The organism is Prosthecobacter fluviatilis, from assembly GCF_055388355.1.
This window is the reverse complement of record NZ_AP043782.1, coordinates 2,641,375-2,663,470: the sequence shown is the minus strand read 5'-3', so window position 1 is coordinate 2,663,470 and position 22,096 is coordinate 2,641,375. Positions and strand designations below refer to the sequence as shown.

Annotated in this window: 22 protein-coding genes; 16 read left to right on the top strand and 6 right to left on the bottom strand. The window is 61.5% G+C overall.

Annotated features, from left to right (window positions below; translation table 11 throughout):
- Nucleotides 1-30: 30 nt before the first annotated feature.
- From ACZ5WW_RS10165 to ACZ5WW_RS10155, 3 genes are read left to right on the top strand one after another with little or no spacing between them, the layout of a single operon-like run.
- Nucleotides 31-1,209 carry a Gfo/Idh/MocA family protein gene (locus tag ACZ5WW_RS10165; RefSeq protein ID WP_377164550.1) on the top strand — a complete coding sequence of 393 codons (1,179 nt, stop codon included), beginning with the start codon at nt 31-33 and terminating at the stop codon, nt 1,207-1,209.
- The gene (locus ACZ5WW_RS10160) at nt 1,206-2,414 is read left to right on the top strand and encodes an N-acetylglucosamine-6-phosphate deacetylase (protein WP_377164552.1); all 1,209 of its coding nucleotides are present in this window, start codon (nt 1,206-1,208) and stop codon (nt 2,412-2,414) included. The genes ACZ5WW_RS10165 and ACZ5WW_RS10160 overlap by 4 nt, the downstream gene beginning before the upstream one ends.
- The gene (locus ACZ5WW_RS10155) at nt 2,407-3,000 is read left to right on the top strand and encodes a DUF1287 domain-containing protein (protein WP_377164554.1); all 594 of its coding nucleotides are present in this window, start codon (nt 2,407-2,409) and stop codon (nt 2,998-3,000) included. Before ACZ5WW_RS10160 ends, ACZ5WW_RS10155 begins: the two co-directional genes overlap by 8 nt.
- Here the strand turns inward: ACZ5WW_RS10155 and recJ are convergent.
- Complete coding sequence (recJ, locus tag ACZ5WW_RS10150) at nt 2,988-4,718, bottom strand: single-stranded-DNA-specific exonuclease RecJ (RefSeq protein WP_377164556.1); 1,731 nt, start codon at nt 4,716-4,718, stop codon at nt 2,988-2,990. The two genes, ACZ5WW_RS10155 and recJ, sit on opposite strands and share 13 nt — an antisense overlap.
- Before the next feature lie 76 nt (nt 4,719-4,794).
- Here recJ and ACZ5WW_RS10145 point away from each other — a divergent pair, with 76 nt between their 5' ends.
- Nucleotides 4,795-5,313 (top strand): DUF3592 domain-containing protein, encoded by a 519-nt coding sequence (locus ACZ5WW_RS10145; RefSeq protein ID WP_377164558.1) that lies wholly within the window; start codon nt 4,795-4,797, stop codon nt 5,311-5,313.
- A 29-nt stretch (nt 5,314-5,342) separates the two neighbouring features.
- Entirely contained in the window at nt 5,343-5,888 is a 546-nt protein-coding gene (locus ACZ5WW_RS10140; protein WP_377164560.1) for a thioredoxin-like domain-containing protein, read from the top strand.
- A 6-nt stretch (nt 5,889-5,894) separates the two neighbouring features.
- Here the strand turns inward: ACZ5WW_RS10140 and ACZ5WW_RS10135 are convergent, their stop codons facing one another.
- Nucleotides 5,895-7,334, bottom strand: a complete 1,440-nt coding sequence (locus ACZ5WW_RS10135) for an arylsulfatase (RefSeq protein WP_377164562.1) — start codon at nt 7,332-7,334, stop codon at nt 5,895-5,897.
- Between the two features lie 67 nt (nt 7,335-7,401).
- Here ACZ5WW_RS10135 and ACZ5WW_RS10130 point away from each other — a divergent pair, with 67 nt between their 5' ends.
- From ACZ5WW_RS10130 to ACZ5WW_RS10115, 4 genes are read left to right on the top strand one after another with little or no spacing between them, the layout of a single operon-like run.
- Entirely contained in the window at nt 7,402-7,926 is a 525-nt protein-coding gene (locus ACZ5WW_RS10130; protein ID WP_377164564.1) for a hypothetical protein, read from the top strand.
- A complete protein-coding gene (locus ACZ5WW_RS10125; protein WP_377164566.1) occupies nt 7,923-8,510 on the top strand; it encodes a flavodoxin family protein in 588 nt (195 codons plus the stop codon). The genes ACZ5WW_RS10130 and ACZ5WW_RS10125 overlap by 4 nt, the downstream gene beginning before the upstream one ends.
- Nucleotides 8,507-9,235 carry an AAA family ATPase gene (locus ACZ5WW_RS10120; RefSeq protein WP_377164568.1) on the top strand — a complete coding sequence of 243 codons (729 nt, stop codon included), beginning with the start codon at nt 8,507-8,509 and terminating at the stop codon, nt 9,233-9,235. Before ACZ5WW_RS10125 ends, ACZ5WW_RS10120 begins: the two co-directional genes overlap by 4 nt.
- A 5-nt stretch (nt 9,236-9,240) precedes the next feature.
- Nucleotides 9,241-9,660, top strand: coding sequence for a ribosomal maturation YjgA family protein (locus tag ACZ5WW_RS10115; protein WP_377164570.1), 420 nt, complete (start codon nt 9,241-9,243; stop codon nt 9,658-9,660).
- Here the strand turns inward: ACZ5WW_RS10115 and clpB are convergent.
- Together clpB and ACZ5WW_RS10105 are read right to left on the bottom strand one after the other, a co-directional pair.
- Nucleotides 9,614-12,199: an ATP-dependent chaperone ClpB gene (gene clpB / locus ACZ5WW_RS10110; RefSeq protein ID WP_377164572.1), complete on the bottom strand. Its 2,586-nt coding sequence runs from the start codon at nt 12,197-12,199 to the stop codon at nt 9,614-9,616. The two genes, ACZ5WW_RS10115 and clpB, sit on opposite strands and share 47 nt — an antisense overlap.
- 439 nt (nt 12,200-12,638) lie before the next feature.
- A complete protein-coding gene (locus ACZ5WW_RS10105; RefSeq protein ID WP_464694253.1) occupies nt 12,639-13,817 on the bottom strand; it encodes an AI-2E family transporter in 1,179 nt (392 codons plus the stop codon).
- A gap of 62 nt (nt 13,818-13,879) precedes the next feature.
- Between ACZ5WW_RS10105 and ACZ5WW_RS10100 the strand changes: the two genes are divergently transcribed.
- The gene (locus tag ACZ5WW_RS10100) at nt 13,880-14,740 is read left to right on the top strand and encodes a M48 family metalloprotease (RefSeq protein WP_377164576.1); all 861 of its coding nucleotides are present in this window, start codon (nt 13,880-13,882) and stop codon (nt 14,738-14,740) included.
- Between the two features lie 21 nt (nt 14,741-14,761).
- Here the strand turns inward: ACZ5WW_RS10100 and ACZ5WW_RS10095 are convergent, their stop codons facing one another.
- Nucleotides 14,762-16,219 carry a sulfatase family protein gene (locus tag ACZ5WW_RS10095; RefSeq protein WP_377164578.1) on the bottom strand — a complete coding sequence of 486 codons (1,458 nt, stop codon included), beginning with the start codon at nt 16,217-16,219 and terminating at the stop codon, nt 14,762-14,764.
- A 100-nt stretch (nt 16,220-16,319) separates the two neighbouring features.
- Between ACZ5WW_RS10095 and ACZ5WW_RS10090 the strand changes: the two genes are divergently transcribed.
- The 3 genes from ACZ5WW_RS10090 to ACZ5WW_RS10080 all read left to right on the top strand — a co-directional run bounded on the left by ACZ5WW_RS10090 (nt 16,320) and on the right by ACZ5WW_RS10080 (nt 18,492).
- A complete protein-coding gene (locus ACZ5WW_RS10090; RefSeq protein WP_377164580.1) occupies nt 16,320-17,120 on the top strand; it encodes a hypothetical protein in 801 nt (266 codons plus the stop codon).
- A 20-nt stretch (nt 17,121-17,140) separates the two neighbouring features.
- Nucleotides 17,141-17,869, top strand: a complete 729-nt coding sequence (locus ACZ5WW_RS10085) for an ABC transporter ATP-binding protein (RefSeq protein WP_377164582.1) — start codon at nt 17,141-17,143, stop codon at nt 17,867-17,869.
- A 98-nt stretch (nt 17,870-17,967) separates the two neighbouring features.
- Complete coding sequence (locus ACZ5WW_RS10080) at nt 17,968-18,492, top strand: glutathione peroxidase (RefSeq protein WP_377164584.1); 525 nt, start codon at nt 17,968-17,970, stop codon at nt 18,490-18,492.
- A 4-nt stretch (nt 18,493-18,496) separates the two neighbouring features.
- Here ACZ5WW_RS10080 and recO read toward each other — a convergent pair whose 3' ends face one another.
- The gene (recO, locus tag ACZ5WW_RS10075) at nt 18,497-19,042 is read right to left on the bottom strand and encodes a DNA repair protein RecO (RefSeq protein ID WP_377164586.1); all 546 of its coding nucleotides are present in this window, start codon (nt 19,040-19,042) and stop codon (nt 18,497-18,499) included.
- A gap of 51 nt (nt 19,043-19,093) precedes the next feature.
- On the opposite strand from recO, the gene prfB reads away from it, so the two are divergent.
- From prfB to ACZ5WW_RS10060, 3 genes are all read left to right on the top strand, one after another.
- Nucleotides 19,094-20,243, top strand: a protein-coding gene (gene prfB, locus ACZ5WW_RS10070) for a peptide chain release factor 2 (RefSeq protein WP_377164588.1) whose coding sequence is annotated in 2 segments (ribosomal slippage) — nt 19,094-19,180 and nt 19,182-20,243 — 1,149 coding nt in all. Because the reading frame shifts where the segments join, the coding sequence is not laid out codon by codon here.
- A 90-nt stretch (nt 20,244-20,333) separates the two neighbouring features.
- Entirely contained in the window at nt 20,334-21,200 is an 867-nt protein-coding gene (locus ACZ5WW_RS10065; protein WP_377164590.1) for a helix-turn-helix domain-containing protein, read from the top strand.
- A gap of 47 nt (nt 21,201-21,247) precedes the next feature.
- Nucleotides 21,248-22,045 (top strand): Hsp33 family molecular chaperone HslO, encoded by a 798-nt coding sequence (locus tag ACZ5WW_RS10060; RefSeq protein WP_377164592.1) that lies wholly within the window; start codon nt 21,248-21,250, stop codon nt 22,043-22,045.
- Nucleotides 22,046-22,096 lie beyond the last annotated feature (51 nt).

Sequence of the window (22,096 nt, the reverse complement as noted above, 5' to 3'; positions counted from 1 at the left end):
TGGGCCTGCTGCTGACGTTCATGATCCCGCATGAACCGCCGCCGACTTCTCGCCTCCCTGCCTGCCGTTTTCGTCACTTCCGGCCTGACCGCCGCCGAAGCCAAGCTCCGTGTGGGCGTCATCGGGCACACGGGGCGTGGCAGCTATGGGCACGGTCTTGACACCCTGTGGCTGAAGATTCCCAGTGTCGAAATCGCCGCCGTGGCGGATGCGGACGAAAAGGGGCTGAACGCCGAGCTGAAGAAGCTGGGGGTGGGCAAGGGGTATGCGGACTACAAGAAGATGCTTTCGGAGACCCGGCCGGAACTCGTGGCCATCGGGCCGAGGCACATCGACCAGCACCGTGACATGCTGATGGCGGCGATCCAGTCAGGGGCCAAGGGCATCTACATTGAGAAGCCGTTTTGCCGCAGCCTGGAGGAAGCGGACGAGGTGATTGCCGCAGCGGACAAGGCGGGAACGAAGATCGCCATCGCGCACCGCAACCGTTACCATCCGGTGCTGCCTGTGGTGGCAAAGCTGATTCAGGAGGGGGTGATCGGCCGGGTGCTGGAGATGCGCGGGCGGGGCAAGGAGGACACGCGGGGTGGCTCGCTGGATCTCTGGGTGCTGGGCTCGCACATCTTTAATCTGGCCACGTTTTTTGGCGGAGCGCCCCAGGCCTGCAGCGCCACGGTGCTGCAGGGCGGGAAGCCAGTGACCAAGGCGGATGTGAAGGATGGGGACGAAGGCATCGGCGCGCTGGCGGGGAATGAGGTGCATGCGAGGTTTGAGCTGGCGGGCGGCATGCCGCTCTTCTTTGACTCGGTGCAGAGCGCGGGGACGAAGGAGGCGGGATTTGGCCTGCAGATCATCGGCACGAAGGGGATCATTGATTTCCGCATCGACAAAGAGCCTGTGGCGCACCTGTGCGCGGGGAGTCCGTTTGACCCGGCAGCCAAGGAGCCGAGGAAGTGGGTGCCGATCACGACAGGAGGGATGAACCAGCCGGAGCCGATTGCGGATCTGGGGAAAAAGCTCTCCAGCCATGAGGTGGCGGGGCTGGACCTGATAGCGGCGATCCAGGAGAAGCGTGCGCCGCTTTGTGATGCTGCGCAGGGGCGGGAGACGATAGAGATGATCAGCGCCATCTTTGAGTCCCACCGCCTGAACGGGCAGCGGGTGGCCTTTCCGCTGAAGACACGCGTCAATCCGCTCACGCTCCTATGAGAACGCCGCCGGCTCCTGCACTGCTGATCCAAAATGGCACGCTGATCCTGCCTGACAGGCTGGTGGCCAGGGGGGCGGTGCTTTGCGAGGGCGGAAAGCTCAAGGCGGTGGGTGCGCGTGTCGCAGCGCCGAAGAATGCGGTGGTGGTGGATGCGAAGGGCGGATACATCAGCCCGGGGTTCATCGACATCCATGTGCATGGTGGTGCGGGGGCGGATTTCATGGACGGCACGGTGGGGGCGGTGCGTACCGCGCTGAAAGTGCATGCGCGGCATGGGACGACGACAATTTTTCCCACGACGACGACGGGTGCGCCGGTACAGATCATGGCCATGCTGATGGCGTGCCGTGAGGCGCGGCGAAGCTGGGTGCCTGTGCATGGCTCGCGCATCGGCGGGGTGCATCTGTACGGGCCGTATTTTGCGCCGGACAAGGTGGGCTGCCATTCACGTGAGGGGCGGCGGGCACCGGATGCGGAGGAATATGCGCGGTGGTTCAGCGATGATCTGGTGCGGATAGCGACGTGTGCGGCGGAACTGCCCGGGGCGGAGGGCTTTTACCGGATGGCGCGCAAGCAGCGCTGCCTGATCACCTGCGGGCATTCGAATGCGAACTGGGCTGAGATGGAGAGGGCCTTCAAGGCGGGGATGCGGCATGTGGACCACTTTTGGTGTGCGATGAGCTCGGTGGCCTCCCTGCGCACGCGCTTTGGCACGCCGATGCAGGCGAGCATGGAGCAGTATGTGCTGGCGAACGCGGAGATGAGCACGGAGGTGATCGCGGACGGCCTGCACCTGGCACCGGAGCTGCTGGACTTCGCCTTTCGCATGAAGGGCGCGCAGAGGCTGTGCCTGGTGACGGACTGCAACCGCGCGATGGGCATGCCGCCGGGGCGGTACCGATTTGGCCCGGATGATGATGGTGCGTTTTTTGAGAGCGACGGGCGGGTGGGTTTTGTGCCGGGGCAGGGGCTGGCGAGCTCGGTGATGGGGCTGGACCATATGGTGAGGCACATGAAGAAGAGCACCTCTGCCACGCTGCCCGATACGGTGCGGATGGCGAGCCTGACGCCGGCGGAGCGCACGGGGATGGCCAAAAAATGCGGCAGCCTGGAGAAGGGCAAACAGGCGGATGTGCTGGTGCTGAACCGGAGGCTGGAAGTTCAACGAACTTTCATCGCAGGTGTCGAAGTGCCGCATGAGTGACTTGTGCCTGCGTCCGCTGCTGTTTTTTGTGTGGGCAGCCGCCTCAGTGGCGCAGACGGCAGAGACGCCCTTTGCCGAGAGGCTGGTGCAGGCGGCGCTGGAGAGGGTGCGGCATACGGTGCGCTATGATCCCGCCTATGTGGTGCTGGATTATCCGAACGGCGATGTGCCTGCGGACACCGGGGTATGCACGGATGAGGTGATCCGCAGCTACCGGGCGCTGGGGATCGACCTGCAAAAGCTGGTGCACGAGGACATGAAGCGGGGGTTTGCGGCATACCCGAAAATCTGGGGGCTGCGCAGCACGGACAGGAACATCGACCACCGGCGGGTGCCGAATCTGCAGACATTTTTCAAACGGCGTGGGGCGGCGCTGCCGGTGACGCAGCGGGCGGAGGATTATCTGCCCGGAGATCTTATCACCTGCACGGTGCCGCAGAATCTGCCGCACATCGCCATTGTGGTACCTGCGCCGGATGGGAGTGACACGCCGTGGATCGTGCACAACATCGGGCGGGGGCCGAAGCATGAGAACCGGCTGTTTGAGTTTCCGATCACCGGGCACTACCGCTTTCACCCACGCTGAACGGATTCAGCGGTGCGCACGGCTTCAAGGGTGAGCTGCCACTGCTCGGTGCCACGGAACCAGCCACGCTGGATGCGCATGGCGACGTCCCAAGGGGGGGGGGGCAGTCTGCCGATGGGGGCATTGAACCAGCGCGCCTCCATGGAGGCGCCATCCTGGGTGAGGATGATGCGCAGATGCTTTTCCTTCATGGTGCGGCCTGGGAGCTTGGGGCGCACATTGCGGCAGAGAAAGAGAGGCTCGGGGTTTTTCTGGCCAAAGGGCTCGAGTAGCTTGTAGCTGTCAAAAAAGCTGAGCGAGAGATCGCGCAGCTTCACCTCGGCATCGAGCTCCAGCACGGCGGTCATGGCGTCCTTGCTGAGGGCCTCGCGTGCCGCCTCCTGAAAGGCGGAGCGGAAGGAGTCGATCTTTTCCTCATGGACGGAAATGCCTGCGGCCATGGCGTGGCCGCCGCCGCCGAGGAGGTGGTCGCGGCAGATGTCGATGGCCTCGACGAGGGAGAAGCCGGGGATGCTGCGGCCGCTGCCTTTGCCGATGCCGTTTTCGTCGATGGACACCAGGATGGTGGGACGATGGCAGAGGCGTGAGATGCGGGAGGCGACGATGCCGATGACACCGGGGTGCCATTTGCGCGAGGCCAGCACGATGGCGGAAACTTTGTCGATCTCGCCGATGTCTGCGAGCATGGCCTCGGCCTCGAGATGAACCTGCTGCTCGACGTTTTGACGGTCTTTGTTGTGGGCTTCGAGAAGCTCGGCGAGCGCGGAGCCTTCGTCTGAGTCGGTGGCAAGCAGGAGCTGAAGGGCCGTGGCGGCGGTGTCGAGGCGGCCTGCGGCATTGAGGCGGGGGCCGAGGCGGAAGCCGACGTGATGCGTCTGCACCAGGCCGTCCACGCCAGCGATCTGCTTGAGGGCCCTCAAGCCATGGCGTGGGGTCTGTGCCAGGGCCTCCAGGCCGCGGCGCACAAGCAGGCGGTTTTCATCGATGAGCGGCACGAGATCCGCCACGGTGCCGAGGGCGACGAGATCGAGCGTCTCCTTGAGGTCGTAGTTGGGGAGCATGCGCGCCTTGAGGAGGGCGTGGGAGACTTTGAAGACCAGCCCGGCGGTGCAGAAGTAGTGGTAGTCTTTGCCGAGCTTGGGATTGACCAGCGCGAGGCAGTCGGGGCGGCCCTTGGGCGAGAGTTCGTGGTGGTCGATGATGACGCAGTCCACGCCGTCGGCGCGTAGTTTGGCCACCTCATTGAGCGAGGTGGTGCCGCAGTCGAGTGCAATGAACAGGGCGGGCTTGCCAAACTGCTCGTAACATTTGGCGATGCCATCGAGGCTGAGGCCGTAGCCTTCCTCCATGCGGGTGGGCAGAAAAAGGTGTGTGTCGAGCCCGTAGGCTTTCAGGATCAGGTGCATCAGCGCCATCGAAGTGACGCCATCCACGTCGTAGTCGCCGTAGAGGACGACGCTTTGCCGCTCATCGACGGCACGCAGGATGCGCTCCACAGCCATTTTCATTTCCGGGAGCACGGTGGGATCTCCGAGGGAGGCGAGTTTTGGCACGAGGAAATCGCGCGCGAGCTCCACGCTGGTGAGCCCGCGCTGCACGAGAAGCTGCGCCATGAGCGGAGACAGGCCCATGTCTGCCGCCAGCTCTGCAGCGCCATCCACGGCGGGCTTCAGCAGCCAGCGTGGGGGACGTATCGAGATGGGTGAAGGTTCAGACATGAGGAAATTTGCGAGATGGATACATCTCTGTATGGAACATGCGTGAAGCGTAGTCAAAGCCTGCTTCCCCTAAGCCATGTCGCAGAATCAATTTGCATCTCACTCAGGCCGCCTGTGGCTGTGCATGATGGGCCTGTTCCTCATCGTGGCAGGATCGTTCTTTGCGTGGAGGATGTGGCTGTCGTATGAGAAGGCGCAGATCACGCGGCAGTGGTCGCAGGTTTCATGCCGCATTCTGTCATCGCGGGTGGTGAGCGAGCGGCCGACACCGCATTCCGACCCGGCGCACCGGGTGGAGGTGCGGTATGAGTACGAGGTGGGCGGGGTCAAACATCACAGCACCCGCATCCGCCAGGTGGAGGCGGCGCCGACGCTGCATTTTGATGACGCGGTGCAGAAGCAGCAGATGTACCCGGCGGGGTCGGCACAGACGTGCTGGGTGAATCCTGCCAAGCCGGACGAGGCGGTGCTGCAGCATGGGTCGCGTGCGGCGCTGTATTCCATCTGGTTTCCGCTGCTGTTTGTGGCGGGAGGATTTGGGATGGTGGGCGGGGCACTGCGGCAGCGGGCGGGGAAACAAATGTCTTGTGAATGAGGGCGGGGCTGGTTTCAATCTGCCTCACCATGAAAACCTCATTGCTCGTGCTGCTGATCGTCACGTTGTCATTCAACGCCATCTCCACCGGCCTGGCCGCGCCCCAGGAGGCCGCTGCAAAGCCCTCGATCTTCAAGGACATGCTCAAGGGCAAGCTCGTGGCACTCACCGGCAAGCGAGTGGGACGTTACGAAATGGCCGAGGAGCCGAAGTATTACGCCTTCTATTTTTCTGCACACTGGTGCCCGCCCTGCCGGGCTTTCACGCCGAAACTCGTCGAGTTTTACAATGCTCAGGAGACCAGGAAGAAGAATTTTGAAATCATCTTTGTCTCTGCCGACCACGATGAGCAGTCCATGGTGGAGTACATCAAGGGCGATGCCATGCCCTGGCCTGCCATTGCCTTCCGCAGTCTTGACCGCATCAAGGAGATCAAAAAATACTCCACTCAGGGCATCCCTCGGCTCGTCCTGACCGATCGCGAAGGAAAGGTGATTTCAGACAGCTACGAAGGGAGCACCTATGTGGGACCTGAAAAAGTCATGAACGAGATCCCTGGAAAAACGGCCCAGTGAGCGGCCTTACGGCGCGCGCCATGAGGACTGAATGAGTTTTTCCAGCTCGGCGACGATCTCGGGTTTCTCTGCGGCGAGGTTGTTTTCTTCGCCGATGTCGGTTTCGAGATTGTAGAGGAGTTTTTCGAGGGGTTTGGGCTTGCCTTTGGCTTTTGGGCTTTTGGGGGCGGCGCCGGTGTTGAGGTGGATGAGTTTCCAGGGCCATTTGAGCACGGCGATCTTGCCGCCCTGTTCATCGAAGGCCCAGTAGAGATGCGAGTGCTGCTGCTGGCCTGGTTTGCCGAGGAGAGTGGGGGCGAACGAGAGGCCGTCGAGCTGGGGATCGCTGCTGAGTTTGGTGAGGCTGATGTCCGCCAGGGTGGGGAGGATATCCTGAAAGCCGCAGACGTGTTCGCTGGTGGTGCCTGCTTTGATCTTGCCGGGCCACCAGGCGATGAAGGGCTCGCGGATGCCGCCGTCGGTCATGTCGCGCTTGATGCCCTTGAAGTCGCCGTTGCTGTTGAAGAAGTCGCTTTGATGGCCGCCTTCCTGATGAGGGCCGTTGTCGCTGGAGAACATCACCAGCGTGTTTTCGGCGAGGCCGAGATCTTTGAGGCGGGCGAGGATTTTGCCCACGTCATTGTCGAGGAAGCGCATGAACTGGGCGAAGCCTTTCTCGGCGTCGGGCCAGTCTTTGTCTTTGAATTCGCCGTAGCCGGGGGATTCCATGCCGTGGCCGAGAGGGGAGGTCTTGCCGGCTTCGTTGTTGGCGTGGGGGATGTTGAAGGCGTAGTAGAGGAAGAAAGGAGCTTTTTCTTTGGCGCGCTCGCCGAGGTAGCGCTGGACGTCGTCGGCGAGGAGCTGGGGGACCCAGGCCTTGCGGCCATCGAGAGGGGCGACTCCTGTGCCGACGAGATCGCTGTCGGAGTAGTCTTTGGCGTCCTTGGCGGAGCCGGGGATGACGGTGTTGGGAAGGTCCACGATCTTACCGTTTCGGACGAGAGCCTTGGTGTAGAAGTTATGCGCGTGGCTGGTGCCGACGTAGCCGAAGAATTCATCGAAGCCTTTGCGCTGCGGGTCGTCGAGGGGGATGGGTTTGCCGAGGCCGTATTTGCCGATGCAGGCGGTGTGGTAGCCGGCGGATTTGAGTACCTTGGGAAGAGTGAGGTCGCCATCGGGAATGGAGCCGACGCCGTTGCCACGCACGCGGCAGTGGCCGGTGTGCAGGCCGGTCATGAGCACGCAGCGCGAGGGGGCGCAGACGGTGCAGCCGGCGTACATGCGGGTGAACTTCATGCCCTCAGCGGCCATCTTGTCGAGATGAGGCGTGGTGAGTGTTTTTTGACCGAAGCAACCGGCGTCGCCGTAGCCCATGTCATCGGCGAGGATGAAGATGATGTTGGGCTTGTCTGCGGCTTGGGCGATGGCGCCGAGGAAGAGCAGGGTGAGGATGAGGAAGGGCTTCATGGATTTGCAGCAAACGTGGGAAGTGGAGGGTTGCTTCAGGAAAAGAGGGATCTAGCGTGAGAGCATCATGGGATTCATGCAAAGTCTTTGGCGGTTGCTGCCTCCGAAGGTGCGTCAGTTTTTTGAGGACGGGCCTGAGACAGTCATTTTGTCCGGTATCCCGCCCGGGGACCTGTTGCTTCGAATCCACGAATCATTCGGCGAGTCGTTTTCTTCGGGTGAGGGCTGGGCGCATGGCAGCGTCATAGGAAACACCATCCGTGTCCGCTGGAAATGCGCGAACATGCGTGATAATTTTGAGCCGCTGTTTCGCGGAAGGGTTGAAGCCGCCGAGGGAGGGAGCCGGATTGTCGGATGCATGTCACACAACCGCTTTGTCCAGGGATTCATGGCTTTCTGGTGTGGTGCCATCCTTTTGTTTTCTTTGCTGACGGTCTGGACGGTCATCATTCCTCTAGTTGGCTGGGGACTGCTATGGCTGGCCAATGGCCTTTTCAGTTTTGGCGATCATTTTTATCCTGGCCGTCGGGAGTGTATCATGGAACATCTGCGTGTGTGTGCAGCGCGCCCTTTTTCTGATCTTCCGCCATGAACCAGATCCTTGTCCTCTATGATTCCCGCAGCGGCAATGTGGCGAAGATGGCCGCGCTGGTGGCGGAAGGAGCGCTGCAAGTGCCGGAGACGGAGGTGAGGGTGCGGCATGTGGATGAGGCGACGGCGGAGGATGTGGTGTGGTGCGACGGGCTGGCGGTGGGGAGTCCGACGAACATGGGGATTTTGTCGTGGAAGATGAAGCGCTTCTGGGACGAGACGATGGCGGACAAGTGGCTGGAGGTGGATGGGAAGATCGCGTGTGCTTTTAGCAGCGCGGGAGGCTGGGGCGGGGGCATGGAGATGGCGTGTCAGTCGATTCTCACGGTGCTGATGAACTTTGGGTTCCTGGTCTTTGGCGTAACGGACTACTCGGGCCGGAAGATGACACTGCATTACGGGGCGGTGGCCTCGAAGGAACCGCGTGAGGAGGAGACGCAGGAGGCGTGTCGGATTCTGGGGCGTCGGCTGGCGGAGTGGACGGCGCTGTATGTGCATGGACGCAAGGACCAGCATCCGCTGACAAAGGGAGTGAAGCGGTTGTGTCCGGGTGATTTTGTGGAAGATAAAACGCAAGAGGCATGACACCGACATTGTGCATTCTTGGTGGCTGCAACGGGGCAGGCAAAACCACGCTTGCCCGTGAGCTGCTGCCGCGTCTTGGCATCATGCGCTTTCTTAATGCGGATGAGATTGCGCGGGGGCTTTCGCCGCTGGATCCGAGCCTCACGGCTTTCAAGGCGGGGAGGCTGCTGATTGAGGAAGCGCGAGGCTTGATTGCGGCGAAGGCGAGCTTTGCGATTGAGTCCACGCTGAGCGGCAAGACTTATGTGGCCATGATCCGGGAGGCGAAGGCGCAGGGCTATCGCTTCCTGTTGCATTACATCATGATCGGTTCCGGCGATCAGGCGGTTGGACGCGTGGCGCTGCGGGTGAAGCTGGGCGGGCATCATGTGCCTGAGGACGATGTGCGTCGGCGGTTTGAGAGGAGTCGCAGGCATTTCGTGCAGGATTATCTGCCGCTTGCCGATGAGTGGGTGCTGTGGGACAATGCCTCGCCTCCGCATCGTCAGATTGCGGACAGCAGCACTCACAACCTCGAACAACTCCAGACCATGCTTGCTTCCAACAAAGTCCAGGAAGTTCCGCCGATGAAAATGTCGGAGATGGTGCGCATCGGCCTCGAAGCTAGCCAGGTGGCCACGGAGAAAATGCTGGACTACTACAAGCGCATGGGCATCAAAGTGACGCCACAGATGACGCTGGCGCCGGAGAAGCCGAAGAGGGTGCGGAAGAAGAGCTCATCATAGAAGCTGTGCATCGTCATCGGCTTTTACAATCTGGGGCGCTCGCGCTGGTTTTGGGTGCTGGTCTGCTTTGGAGATCCTGTTATCTGCCACTCTCTTCTTTTCTATCGAAATACGGTGGTGATGCGTTGTGGGCGCTGTCTGTCTTTCTGGCGGTTGGTCTATGCTTTCGCCATGCGTCTACGTGGCGGATAACATTGATCTCCTTTGCCTTCTCATGGGGCATTGAGTTTTCGCAATTGTATCATGCGCCCTGGCTCGACCAGCTCCGCAGCAGCCTGCCAGGACGGCTTGTTCTTGGCTCGACCTTCAACGCCCCGGACTTGCTGGCATATTTGGTCGGAATCATTTTGGGTGCTGCTGCAGAGCGTGTCTGCTGCTTTAAGCTTTCACAAACTCCACCTTCCCCTTCTTCATCTCGGCGGTGATGTGGTCGCCTTCTTTGAAGCCGCCTTCGAGGACCGCCAGTGAGAGCGGGTCGAGGAGGTGCTTCTGGATGGCGCGTTTGAGTGGGCGGGCGCCGAAGACGGGGTCGAAGCCGGCGTCGGCGAGGTAGCGGGTGGTGTCGTCGGTGACGGTGAGGTGGATGTTCTGCTTGGCGAGGCGGTCAATGACGCGCTGGAGCTGGATCTTGACGATGCTGTCGAGCTGAGCGGCGTCGAGGCGGTCGAAGATGACGATTTCATCAATGCGGTTGAGGAACTCGGGGCGGAAAAACTGCTTCAAACTGTCGCGCACGAGGGCATCGCGCTGCTCAGGATTGCTGACGTCCTGGATGGCGTTGCTGCCGATGTTGCTGGTCATGATGAGGACCGTGTTTTTGAAATCGACCGTGCGGCCCTGGCCGTCGGTGATGCGGCCGTCGTCGAGGACCTGCAGGAGGACATTGAAGACATCGGGGTGGGCTTTTTCGACTTCGTCGAAGAGCACGACGCTGTAGGGGCGGCGGCGCACGGTTTCGCTGAGCTGGCCGCCTTCTTCATAGCCGACGTAGCCGGGAGGCGCGCCGATGAGGCGGCTGACGCTGTGCTTCTCCATGTATTCGCTCATGTCGATGCGGGTCATGGCGGTTTCGTCGTCGAAGAGGAATTCGGCGAGGGCTTTGCAGAGCTCGGTCTTGCCGACGCCGGTGGGGCCGAGGAAGAGGAAGCTGCCGATGGGGCGGTTTTCATCCTGGATGCCGGCACGGGCACGGCGCACGGCATTGCTGACGGCGGCGATGGCGTCCTTCTGGCCGATGACGCGCTGGCTGAGGCGTTCCTCCATTTTGACGAGCTTGGAGCGCTCGCCTTCCTGCAGGCGTGAGACGGGGATGCCGGTCCAGTTGGCGACGACGCGGGCGATGTCCTCCTCGGTGACTTCCTCGCGCAGCAGCGAATGAGCGGAGCGAGGCTGGGAGGCTTCGACGGGGGCGGCGCTGAGTTTCTTTTCGAGATCGGGGATGAGACCATACTGGATCTCACCGGCGCGGCCGAAGTCGCCACGGCGCTGGGCCTGTTCGAGTTCGGTGCGGAGGCGGTCGATCTCCTCCTTCACCTTGCGGCCTGCATCGACGGTTTCCTTTTCCTTGAGCCACTGGGCTTTGAGGGCGGCGGAGCTTTCTTTGAGATCGGCGATCTCCTTGTCGAGTTTTTCGAGACGGGCCTTGGAGGCGGCGTCTTTTTCTTTTTTCAGGGCCTGGCGTTCCATCTCTCCCTGCATGATCTGGCGCTCGATGACGTCGATCTCGGTGGGCATGGAGTCGAGCTCGATCTTGATGCGGCTGGCGGCTTCATCGACGAGGTCGATGGCCTTGTCCGGCAGGAAGCGGTCGGTGATGTAGCGATTGCTCAGCGTGGCGGCAGCGATGATGGCGCCATCTTGAATGCGCACGCCGTGATGGACCTCGTAGCGTTCCTTCAAACCGCGAAGGATGGCGATGGTGTCTTCGACACTGGGTTCTCCGACTTTGACGGGCTGGAAGCGGCGTTCGAGAGCGGGGTCTTTTTCGATGTATTTGCGGTATTCGTCGAGCGTGGTGGCACCGACGCAGCGGAGTTCGCCACGAGCAAGCTGGGGCTTGAGGAGATTGCCGGCGTCCATGGCGCCTTCGGCTTTGCCGGCGCCGACGATGGTGTGGAGCTCATCGATGAAGAGGATGATCTCGCCTTCGCTGGAGGTGACTTCTTTGAGGAAGGCCTTGAGGCGTTCCTCGAACTCGCCACGGAACTTGGCCCCGGCCATCATGCCGCCGAGGTCCATGCTGATGAGGCGCTTGCCTTTGAGGGAATCGGGCACGTCGCCAGCGACGATGCGGCGGGCGAGGCCTTCGGCGATGGCGGTCTTGCCCACGCCGGGCTCGCCGATGAGCACGGGGTTGTTTTTGGTGCGGCGGCTGAGGACTTGCATGACGCGGCGGATTTCCTCATCGCGGCCGATGACGGGGTCGATCTTGCCCTGCTTGGCGCGGGCGGTGAGGTCGGTGCCGTATTTTTCGAGGGTCTGGTATTTGCCTTCGGGATCCTGGTCCACGACGCGCTGGCTGCCGCGCACGGTGGTGAGGGCTTTGGAAACGGTGTCGTAGGTGAGGCCGGACTGCTTGAGGAGGTCGGAGAGCTCGGTCTTCGTCTTGAACAGCGCCAGGATGATGTGCTCGACGCTGAGGTATTCGTCCTTGAGCTTTTTCTGCTCGTCCTCGGCCTTCGTCATGAGCTCGCGCATCTCATTGGAAAGATGCAGACCGCTGGTGCCGCCGCTGACTTTGGGCTGGCGGGCGAGGAGGGCCTCGACGTTTGATTTCAGAGACTGGGCGGCGGCCGGATTGACGGCGGCTTTTTCGAAGAGGGGAACGGCGATGCCGCCCTCCTGCTCGAGCAGGGCGAGGAGGAGGTGGGAAGGCTTCAGTTCCTGATGGCCGTGGCGGGTGGCGACGGACTGAGAGGCATTGAAGGCTTCCTGGAGCTTAACGGTGAATTTTTCGGGAGACATGGTTGGTGGGAGAATGGTTGTTTCTCTGTCTTTCTTGCTGGAAGCATGCCACAGGGCTGGCATGGGCTGCTACGCCTGATTTGCCTGGGATGCAGCGCGATTTGATGTGGCTAAGCGAAGTGTTTAGTGTGCATGGCTGGCACAGCGGGAAGGACGATTTGGCACAGGTGTGAAGGGGCGTGAAGTGCGCGGGGAAGGGCTAGCGGAGCGGCGGGGAGCCGCTGCAGGAGAACGCGGAGTGGAAAGGGGGCGCTGGGTTTGCTCACCGGGGTGTTGGGGCTGATACCCAGGGCTGAGTTCAGCGGCCCTTCAGGCCGCGAGCCGGGCATATGGCAAGTGCTACCCTTGGAAAGCACGCATTGAAACATTCGGCGGAGGCTTGGGGACAAGCCTCCCTACCTTGGGCTGAGCATGAGAAGGCAGCTCGATTTGACCGGTGTTACTTCTCGCGTCCGGGGAATTCGGTGGTGGCACCGCTGCCGATGGTTTCGTCATCGGTGAGGTGGAGGTCGTAGCCTGCGACTTCGACTTCGCCGTGGCGGATTTTTTTCTTGGCCATGGCAACGGAGATCCACTGGAACTCGGCGTTGTTGTCGAGGAGGACCTTGAGAACCATGGTGAGGGGGACGGCGAGGAACATGCCGAGGGGGCCCCAGAGCCAGCCCCAGAAGATGACGGAGAGGATAACGACGAGCGGGGAGATGCCGAAGCGATTGCCGAGCATGGTGGGCTGCACAAAGTTATCGAGGAAGAAATTGATGCCGCCGTAGCCGATGCCGACAAAGACGGCGGTGCCGGGACCGTGCTGCACCAGGGCCTCCACAATGGCGGGCACGCAGGCGGCGGTGCTGCCCACGGCCGGAATGAAATTGAACAGGAATGCGAGCAGGGCCCAGAGAAGCGGGTAGTGGAGGTCAAAGAACCAGCACCAGAAGCCTGCGAGGAGGCCGGTGAGGGCGCTGATGAGGGTTTTGACGCCGAGGTATTTCTGGATGTCGTCCGCGCTGCGCATGAGGCCGCTGAGATCGGGGCCGCCGGAGAGGCTGACGGCATGCAGGCGGCTCTGGGTGCCATGGGCCTCCATGAGGATGAACATCATGACAATGATGACCATGATGAGGCTGGCGAGGAAGGTGGCCAGGGTGCCAAAGGTGGTGCTCAGCATGCCCATCATGTTTTGCCTTGCCGCCCAGCTGATGAGGTTGTTCCAGTCGAAAATGCCGCCCAGCGTGGTCTTGGCATCTGCAACGCCCCTGAGCTCAAGCCAGGCTCCAAGATCGTTCGAGTACTTTTCCAGGCCACGGAGATAGTTCGGCAGATCCCGCCAGAAGCTGATGAGCAAGCGTATGCCGACAGTGACCAGGCCTGCGAGCACGCTGAGGTTCATCAGCATCGTGATTCCCAGGGCCAGACCTGCGGGAACCCTGTGGCGCCGCAGCCAGCGCACCATGGGGTAGCTGAGGACGGCCAGGAAGAAGGCGTAAACGATGGGGACCAGGACATTGGCCGCGATCTTCATGCCGGTGAGGACAACGAACAGACACGCCAGTGTCACAACCGCCTGCGATCCTTTGCGCCCCCAATCGACGGTCTGATGATGCTCCTGAAACAACGACATCATCCGCAATGCCGCAAAATACCTGCTAGCTCAAGATTTTTCCATGAAGTATAAGGCATTCCATGATCTCCACGCTAAGCAGGCTCCTATCTCCGAACCGCCTTTCTGTTTTTGGCGATGATCGCCGAGGTGCGGGGATCAACCCGCGCATCATCCTGGGGCTGCTGATCATTGCCGGATCACTCATTTACAACTGGCTGGGCACCACGACCTATCAGAACGAGTTCACCGGGCGGAAGCAGACACTCGCAATGGCGACACCGCAGGAGGAGATCGCGCTGGGGCTGCAATCTGCGCCGCAGATGATCCGGGAGAGCGGCGGCCTCTCGCGCGATGGCAACGCGCGGGCGATGGTGGAGCGGGTGGGGGCGCGGCTGATCGCCTCCACAGCGGCGCGGCAGACACCCTACCAGTTCAAGTTTCATCTGCTGTCTGACACGCAGACGGTGAACGCCTTTGCCCTGCCGGGTGGCCAGATTTTCATCACGGAGGCGCTGTTTCGCCGCCTGAAGTCTGAAGACCAGCTGGCAGGTGTGCTGGGCCACGAGATGGGGCATGTGGTGGGGCGCCATTCCAATGAGCAGATGGCAAACTCGAAGCTCTGGAGCGGTCTGGCCCAAGGCCTGGGAGTGCTGCTTTCCGACGGGCACAACAACTCGGGCATGCAGATTGCCAACATGGTGGCGCAGTGGCGGGTGATGAAGTTCAGCCGCGATGATGAGTCGGAGTCTGACGCCCTCGGCGTGAAGTTCATGATGCAGGCGGGCTACAACCCGGAGGCGCTCATCGGCGTGATGGAAATTCTCGCGCAGGTCAGCGGGGGCGCGAACCGGTCGGATTTTATGAGTTCACATCCCAACCCGGCGAACCGCATGGAGCACATTCGTGATGCGATTGCGAAGGAACGGGCGACGCAGCGGTGAGGCGAGTGCGGGGACGTTGTTTTATGGGGCCATGCCGAGAGGACGGTTTTCGGTGCCTTTGATCTGCTGGAGGGCATCGCCCAGCTCTGTGCGGGCGGGTTCTGCGAGCTTTTGAAGGCGTGCGACGATTTCAGGGTGCTCTTTGGAGACATCGCGGGCCTCGCCGGGATCGTCGTTGAGGTTGAAGAGGGAGAGGTCGATGTTTTCCACGCGGTAGCCATGGCGTGAGGCGATGCCTGCGATGCCGCTCTGGGTGATGGACTTGGGCTTCATCTGGCCAAAGCGTGCCGGCTTGCCATCGCGGCCGGGTTCGCCGTCCACGGTGATGTAAGGATGGGGAAAGTGGAGCTTCCACGGGCCGCTGCGGACGGCCTGGAGCTCATCGCCGCCGTAAAAGATGAGCGCCTCGTGGGGGGATTTGGCATCGGGTTTTCCTTCGAGGAGAGGAAGGATGTCTTTGCCATCGATTTTGCGTTCGGAGAGTTTTCCGCCGATGAGTGTGGCGATGGTGGGGAGGAGGTCGATTTCCATCACCGGCTCGTCATTCACCTGTGCTGCGGGCACACGGCCGGGCCAGCGTACGATGAAGGGGCTGCGCACGCCGCCGTCGAAAGTGGTCAGCTTGCCTTCGCGCAGGGGCTTGGCGCTGCCAGCGTGGTTGCCGTAGCTGAGGAAGGGGCCGTTGTCGGAGAAGAGTATGACCAGGGTGTTTTGGTCGATGCCGCAGCGCTTGATCGTGTCGAGGATCTGGCCCACGGACCAGTCGATTTCCTGCACCACGTCGCCGTAGAGTCCTGCACGGGACTTACCGCGAAAGGCATCCGAGGCGAATATGGGCACGTGGGGCATCACATGGGGGACGTAGAGGAAGAAGGGCTGATCCTTGTGCCGCTCGATGAAGCTGGTCGCGCCTTCGGTGAAGCGTCGGGTGAACTGGCTCTGGTCGGGGTCGGTTTCGGAGACTTTGAGGCCGTCGTAAAAGGGCAGGGGCGGCATTTCCTTTGCCAGGGAGGGATGGTACTTGCTGTTGTCGTTGGAGTAGGGAATGCCGAGGAATTCATCGAAGCCGTTGTTGAGAGGATTGAAGAGCAGATCGGTGCCGAGGTGCCATTTGCCGAAGGCGGCGGTGGCATAGCCGCGTGCCTTGCACATTTCCGGCAGCAGCCATTCGTCAGGATGGATGCCCTCTTTGCTGGTGTGGTTCAAAGCTCCCTGCATGCCGACGCGGTTGGCGTAGCAGCCGGTCATGAGCGCGGCACGCGAGGCGCTGCACACGGCCTGGGCCACGTAGAAGCTGGTGAACTTCGTGCCTTCCGCCGCCATGCGGTCCATGTTTGGCGTTTTGATTTTGTCTGCGCCAAAGCAGCCGAGGTCGGCGTAGCCCAGATCATCGACGAGGATGAGCACGACATTCGGCGGACGTTGATCGGCGGCGGAAAGAGCGAGCGAGGCGAGGAGGAAGGCGAGCAGCAGGCGCATGGCCACACCGTGGCAAACTCAGGCGAAAGTGGCGAGTTTTTTCGCAGGCAAAAGCCGGTGGTGCTTGCCAGGACAGTTGTTTCCTGACTACTATCCGGCCATGATCTGGCGTATGGCGGCGGTGCTGGCGGTGGTTTTCTGGGCGGTGATGTCCGGACTGCTGGTGCGTGACATTTATTTTCCCGAGGCTTCGCGTTTTGCCGTGGTGCCGCCGCGCATGGTGATGGACCTGTTTCTGCGGCAGTCGGAAAGCTTTGGCTGCACCCTGCACCTCTACCACCAGCAGGAAAAAATCGGGCATGCGAACCTGCAGGTGAACCGCCGGATCAATCCCCACCATGAAACGGTTTATGACCTCATCGCCCATGGTGCGGTGGAGCAGGTGATGCCGGACGAGCAAATGCGCACCATCATGGCCACATGGAGCCTGGGCTGCACGCTGGCCGATGCCGAGCGCTGGCAAAACCTGGCGGTCAAGGCCAGCTTTCCCCAGAGGGATGCGAGCATGCGCCTTTCCTGGAGCGAGACGCAGCCCTCTCCCGAAGTGCAGGTGAAGCAGGGGGAGCGTGTGGTGATGAATTCACAGGATGTGCAGATGCTCATGGGCATGGGGGCTGGGCAGGAAAGCGCGCTGGCCCTGCTCTTGCTGATGGGGGGTGGCATGCCGAAAACGGGCACAACCCCAGCCGCCCCGGAAGCGATGAAACTGCAGGCCCGCGAAGGCATGATGATGCTCGCGGGCAGGCAGCGGAAGTGCTTTGTGCTGACGCTGCCGGTGCTGGGCATGCATGAGGTCAAAATGATCTTCACCGAGGCCGGTGAGCTTGCGCGCATCGACCTGCAAGACGACTACGTGCTGCTGGAGCCCACGATCCATGGACTGCAAGACGCCGCGCGTTGATCCGAACCCTTTTTTGAAGCATGATCGAGATCGAAGACCTCACGATGAACTATGGCGAGCTGCGGGCTCTGGACGGCCTGAACCTCACCATCAAGCCCGGCGAGCTGTTTGCCTTTCTGGGGCCGAACGGCGCTGGCAAGACCACGGCCATGAAGCTGCTCACGGGGCTGATGAAGCCGGACGCGGGGCGTGTGAGGCTGTGCGGCCATGACGTGCAGCTGGAGTCCCTGCAGGCCAAGTCCCTGCTGGGCTATGTGCCGGATGTGGCGGTGTTTTATGAAAAGCTCACTCCGATCGAGTTCATGGAATTCATTGCGGAGCTGTTTGAGATGTATCTGCCTCATGCGGAGGCGCAGACGGATGCGCTGTTCACCAAATTTGCCCTGCACGAGTACTCACGGCAGCGCATTGAGAACCTCAGCCACGGCACGCGGCAGCGCCTCGCCATCGCGAGTGCTCTGCTGCATGATCCGAAGGTGTTTGTGATCGATGAGCCGATGGTGGGGCTGGACCCCATCCATGCGCGCACGGTGAAGCGTGAGATCAAGGAGCGCAGCCAGGCGGGTACGACGGTGCTGATGAGCACGCACCTGCTGAACATCGCGGAGGAGCTGGCGGACCGCATCGGCATCATCCATCACGGCAGGCTGGTGGCGCTGGGGACGCTGGAAGAGCTGAGGAAGGAGCACGTGAAGCGGGGGAGCCGGCTGGAGGATATTTTCCTCAGCATGGTGGAGGAGCCGGGGTGAATGACGAATGAGTCAATCCGAATGACGAAATAATGACGAAGCCAGAAGTGTGAATGGTGAGGCGTTCTCTGTTTGTTGTTCGTAGATCCTACCTGAATATGAAATCGCTTCTTCTTTCCCTCCTCATGACTTCCATTGCTGTGGCTGCCGATACCAACGTCCAAGATATTAGGGTCAAGGACATCGATGGCAAGGACACGACGCTGAAGACTTATGCGGGGAAGGTGCTCCTGGTGGTCAATGTGGCTTCTGAGTGTGGCTACACGCCGCAGTATGCGGGGCTGGAGGCGCTCTATGAAAAGATGAAGGACAAGGGGCTGGTGGTGCTGGGCTTTCCCTGCAATGATTTCGGTGGACAGGAGCCCGGCGTGGAATCGGCCATCAAGGCGTTCTGCACAGAGAACTACAAGGTGACTTTTCCGATGTTCTCAAAAGTGGCGATCAAGGGGGATGCGAAGCACCCGCTGTATGCGGCGCTGCAGTCCGCCGTGGGCGGCGAGGTGGGCTGGAACTTTGAAAAGTTCCTCATCGGCAAGGATGGGAAGGTGCTGCAGCGGTTTACGTCAGATGTGGAGCCGGAGTCGCCTGAGCTGAAGGCGGCGATCGAGGCGGCGCTGAAATAGCTGCTTACTTTTTGGCCATCCAATCCGCGAGCTGGCGGCGCTGGACGGGGAGCTTGCGGTGGAAGCTGTCCTCGATGGCGGCGGCGGCCATGCCGGAGTCGCCCTCGGGAATGATGCCGAGGTGCTCGGCGAGGCGCTGCTCGAAGCGGGTGATCAGGGCGGGTACTGGGTCCTTGGCGGAGAGGTAGTCGAGGGCTTTGACGAGGAGGTCGTGGATTTCCGGGATGGGCGAGCCTGTTTCAGCGACGAGGCTGATGAGCTTCACCAGGTAGGTGGCGGCGAGCACGCGGCCGTAGCTCTCGCGCAGGCCGAGGCGGGGATTCGTCCAGCGGGCTTCGGAGAGGGTGTGGAGATCGCTGGATTTGCTGCGGACGAAGCCGAGCTCGGCGGAGACAAAGAGATCGAGAACGCCGGAGAAGGGAGATTTGGGGCGCAGCGAGCCTTTGGCGATGGTTTTGAAGAGGCCCACGTCCGGCGAGCACCAGTGCACGATGAGGCTGCTCTCCGCATAGCGTGTGCGCCCGATGAGGATGGCCTCGGTTTTTTCCATGATGACAAAAGGCGTTGAACTCGTGTGCCCAGCCGCTATCTACGCTGCATCATGGAAAAGACCAGCAAGACCATCCTCACCGATCTCCAGGCCCTCGACACCACCGCTCTCAAGGCAAAGCTGGGGGAGCTCCGGAGGTATCTTTGACGTACCGAAATTAAAAGACGAACTGGCCATGCTGGAGGACCGCCTGGCGGCCCCTGGCTTCTGGGATGACGCGAACGCGGCGCGCAAGACGATCGACCGCACGAATGTCATCAAAAAGAAAATCGGACCGCTCCAGGAACTGGAAGCGCGGGCCGGAGATTTTGACGGGCTCATCGAGCTGGCCAAGGAGGCCGGTGACATGGAGACCTGGCGTGAGGTGGAAAGCGAGCACAAGAAGCTCACAGAGGATGTGGGCACCTTTGAGCTCAGCCAGCTTCTGAAAGGCCCCTTTGACCGTGGCAATGCCTTCATCAACATCCACTCGGGCGCCGGTGGCACGGAGGCCTGTGACTGGGCGGACATGCTGATGCGCATGTACCAGCGCTGGTGTGTGCGTCGTGGCTACAAGGTGGAGCTGATCGATCACGAAGCCGGAGACGACGTGGGGACACGCTCCGCGACGCTGGAAGTGATTGGCGAAAATGCCTTTGGATTTTTGCAGGCCGAGCGCGGGGTGCATCGTCTGGTGCGCATTTCCCCCTTCGATGCCGCCAAGAAGCGCCACACGAGCTTTGCCTCAATCGACGTGACGCCGGACTCCGAAGAGGACATCGACATCGTCGTGCGAGATGAAGACCTGCGGGTGGACACCTATCGCGCCGGCGGCAAAGGCGGCCAGAACGTGAACAAGGTGGAAACCGCCGTGCGCCTCACGCACATTCCCAGCGGCGTCATTGTGGCCTGTCAGATCGAACGCAGCCAGCCGAAGAACCGCGCCAAAGCGATGGCGATGCTGAAGGCGAAGCTGTACCAGATCGAAGAAGACAAGCGCAAGGCCGAGATCGACCGCCAGTATGGCGAGAAGAGCGACATCGGCTGGGGCAGCCAGATCCGCAGCTATGTCTTCCAGCCCTACCAGATGGTCAAAGACCTGCGTACCGGGGTGAAGACCAGCAATATCTCTGACGTGATGGACGGTGATCTGGACGCGTTCATGGAAGCCATGCTGCGCGGGCAGAAAGCCGGCGAAGGAGACAAGGACGACGACGAATAAAGCCGTTTGCGGTTGTTGGCAGTGGTTTGCAGTTGTTAAGCAATCGCAAACCATTGCAAACCATCGCTAACAACTGCAAACTCCCGCCCCATGAAGCCTGTTTTTGAGAAAGTACCGAAGCGCCAGTGGGAGTCGTTTCACTGTGAGGTGGTGCGTGCGCTGGACTACGGGACGCGGTGGCACTTTCACCCGGAGTACCAGCTGACGCTGGCGATTGAGAGCCGGGGCCACCGGGTGGTGGGGGACAACATCGGGGCGCTGACAGACGGAGACATCGTGCTGATCGGCTCCAACCTGCCGCATGTGTGGCACCAGGACACGAGCGCGAAGTCGCGGCGGGTGAATGCGATCATCGTGCGTTTTGACGAGGACTTTCTGGGGCGCGACTTCATGGCGCTGCCGGAGATGGAGCCGGTGAAGAGGCTGCTGCAGCGCGCGGCGCGCGGCCTGGAGGTGCGCGGCCCCGCGCGTGCGGTGGTGACCGAGCACATGAAGCGCCTGGCAAACAGCGAGGGGCTGGGGCGGGTGATCGAGCTGCTGGCCATTCTCAACGCGCTGGCCCAGTCCGAGGACTTGAAGGCGCTGGCGAGCTCGAACTATGAGCCCAAGCTGGAGTCTGCGGACCAGGGGCGGATGGAGAGGGTGATCGACTTCATCCACACACACCTGACCGAGGAGATCGACCGCGAGCGCCTGGCAAAGCTGGCGCACCTGAGCCTGGGGGCTTTCAGCCGCTTCTTTCACTCGCGCACGGGCAAGACGGTGCCGCAGTATGTGAACGAGGTGCGGATCGGGCGTGCTTGCGGGATGCTGGCGGAGGATGTGTCAAACATCACGGACATTGCGATGGACTGCGGGTACCGCAATCTGGCGAACTTCAACCGGCGCTTTCGCGAGGTGATGGGGACGACGCCGAGCGCCTACCGGCAAAAATTCCGCGGCATGGCGGGGAAGTGACGCCTGCGCCACTTGCGCGGCCTTTCATCCGGTGAGATAAGCAGGGCATGAGTCAGATGCTAGAACCGGATCTTTCCGTGGTGGACCTCCGCTCCTACTTTGTGCGGAAGCGCAACGCGCTGCTGGTGCGTGGGCGGTTCAGTCCGCTCTACCTGGACTACTACCTGCACCTGATGCAGTACGGGATGCAGAATGCGGAGCCGCTGGACCTGATGCTGAAGGAGGCGCTGGCGGCGCTGGCGCTGCACCTATGCTCGCGCCCGCAGGATGAGAGCTGCGCCTGGACGATCCATGTGAAGGAGCCTCAGCGCGCGAATGTCTTTGTGACCGGCAGCACGCGCCCGGGGCGGGTGGCGGGCCGGGTTTTCACGGAAGATGTGCGCCAGGAGGGGGAGGCGATGTTCATCGCGCAGACGACGCGGCCGGACCAGCCGCCGCGGCAGAGCATGATCGAGTTTCACGGCAGCGACATGCTGAAGGCAGTGGAGGCGTTTTACACGACCAGCGAGCAGAGGCTCACGCGCTTTTTCCGGCTGGAGGACGAGGAGTTTGTGCAGATTTCAGCCGAGCCGGACTGCGATGAGGCGTGGCTTTCCGAACTCACGCTGGAGCAGGTGCTGGCGCTGGAAACGAACGAGCATCTGACCCTGCTGGAAACGCGCGGCTATGTGTTTGAGTGCGGCTGCTCGGTGGAGCGGCTCATGCCCATCATCATGCGCCTGCCGCAGGATGATCTGGACCACATTTTTGCCGACGGCGTGGCGCAGATCACCTGCCCGCGCTGCGGCGCGGTGTTTCGCACGCCGAAGGAGAGCTTTGAGCAGTGGCGGTCCCAGCAGTCGTAGGGCAAGCGTGCTGTTGCATTTTGAAGCCGCCAACGAGACGGTGGCGCCCCA

Bases quoted from the DNA above. Each gene is read 5' to 3' on its own strand.
- recO (WP_377164586.1), bottom strand. From the start codon at position 19,042: ATGGAAAAAACCGAGGCCATCCTCATCGGGCGCACACGCTATGCGGAG.
- ACZ5WW_RS10100 (WP_377164576.1), top strand. From the start codon at position 13,880: ATGATCTCCACGCTAAGCAGGCTCCTATCTCCGAACCGCCTTTCTGTT.
- ACZ5WW_RS10120 (WP_377164568.1), top strand. From the start codon at position 8,507: ATGACACCGACATTGTGCATTCTTGGTGGCTGCAACGGGGCAGGCAAA.
- clpB (WP_377164572.1), bottom strand. From the start codon at position 12,199: ATGTCTCCCGAAAAATTCACCGTTAAGCTCCAGGAAGCCTTCAATGCC.
- ACZ5WW_RS10105 (WP_464694253.1), bottom strand. From the start codon at position 13,817: ATGTCGTTGTTTCAGGAGCATCATCAGACCGTCGATTGGGGGCGCAAA.
- ACZ5WW_RS10130 (WP_377164564.1), top strand. From the start codon at position 7,402: ATGGGATTCATGCAAAGTCTTTGGCGGTTGCTGCCTCCGAAGGTGCGT.
- recJ (WP_377164556.1), bottom strand. From the start codon at position 4,718: ATGTCTGAACCTTCACCCATCTCGATACGTCCCCCACGCTGGCTGCTG.
- ACZ5WW_RS10165 (WP_377164550.1), top strand. From the start codon at position 31: ATGAACCGCCGCCGACTTCTCGCCTCCCTGCCTGCCGTTTTCGTCACT.
- ACZ5WW_RS10060 (WP_377164592.1), top strand. From the start codon at position 21,248: ATGAGTCAGATGCTAGAACCGGATCTTTCCGTGGTGGACCTCCGCTCC.
- ACZ5WW_RS10140 (WP_377164560.1), top strand. From the start codon at position 5,343: ATGAAAACCTCATTGCTCGTGCTGCTGATCGTCACGTTGTCATTCAAC.
- ACZ5WW_RS10125 (WP_377164566.1), top strand. From the start codon at position 7,923: ATGAACCAGATCCTTGTCCTCTATGATTCCCGCAGCGGCAATGTGGCG.
- ACZ5WW_RS10090 (WP_377164580.1), top strand. From the start codon at position 16,320: ATGATCTGGCGTATGGCGGCGGTGCTGGCGGTGGTTTTCTGGGCGGTG.
- ACZ5WW_RS10135 (WP_377164562.1), bottom strand. From the start codon at position 7,334: ATGAAGCCCTTCCTCATCCTCACCCTGCTCTTCCTCGGCGCCATCGCC.
- ACZ5WW_RS10095 (WP_377164578.1), bottom strand. From the start codon at position 16,219: ATGCGCCTGCTGCTCGCCTTCCTCCTCGCCTCGCTCGCTCTTTCCGCC.
- ACZ5WW_RS10085 (WP_377164582.1), top strand. From the start codon at position 17,141: ATGATCGAGATCGAAGACCTCACGATGAACTATGGCGAGCTGCGGGCT.
- ACZ5WW_RS10155 (WP_377164554.1), top strand. From the start codon at position 2,407: ATGAGTGACTTGTGCCTGCGTCCGCTGCTGTTTTTTGTGTGGGCAGCC.
- ACZ5WW_RS10160 (WP_377164552.1), top strand. From the start codon at position 1,206: ATGAGAACGCCGCCGGCTCCTGCACTGCTGATCCAAAATGGCACGCTG.
- ACZ5WW_RS10145 (WP_377164558.1), top strand. From the start codon at position 4,795: ATGTCGCAGAATCAATTTGCATCTCACTCAGGCCGCCTGTGGCTGTGC.
- ACZ5WW_RS10065 (WP_377164590.1), top strand. From the start codon at position 20,334: ATGAAGCCTGTTTTTGAGAAAGTACCGAAGCGCCAGTGGGAGTCGTTT.
- ACZ5WW_RS10080 (WP_377164584.1), top strand. From the start codon at position 17,968: ATGAAATCGCTTCTTCTTTCCCTCCTCATGACTTCCATTGCTGTGGCT.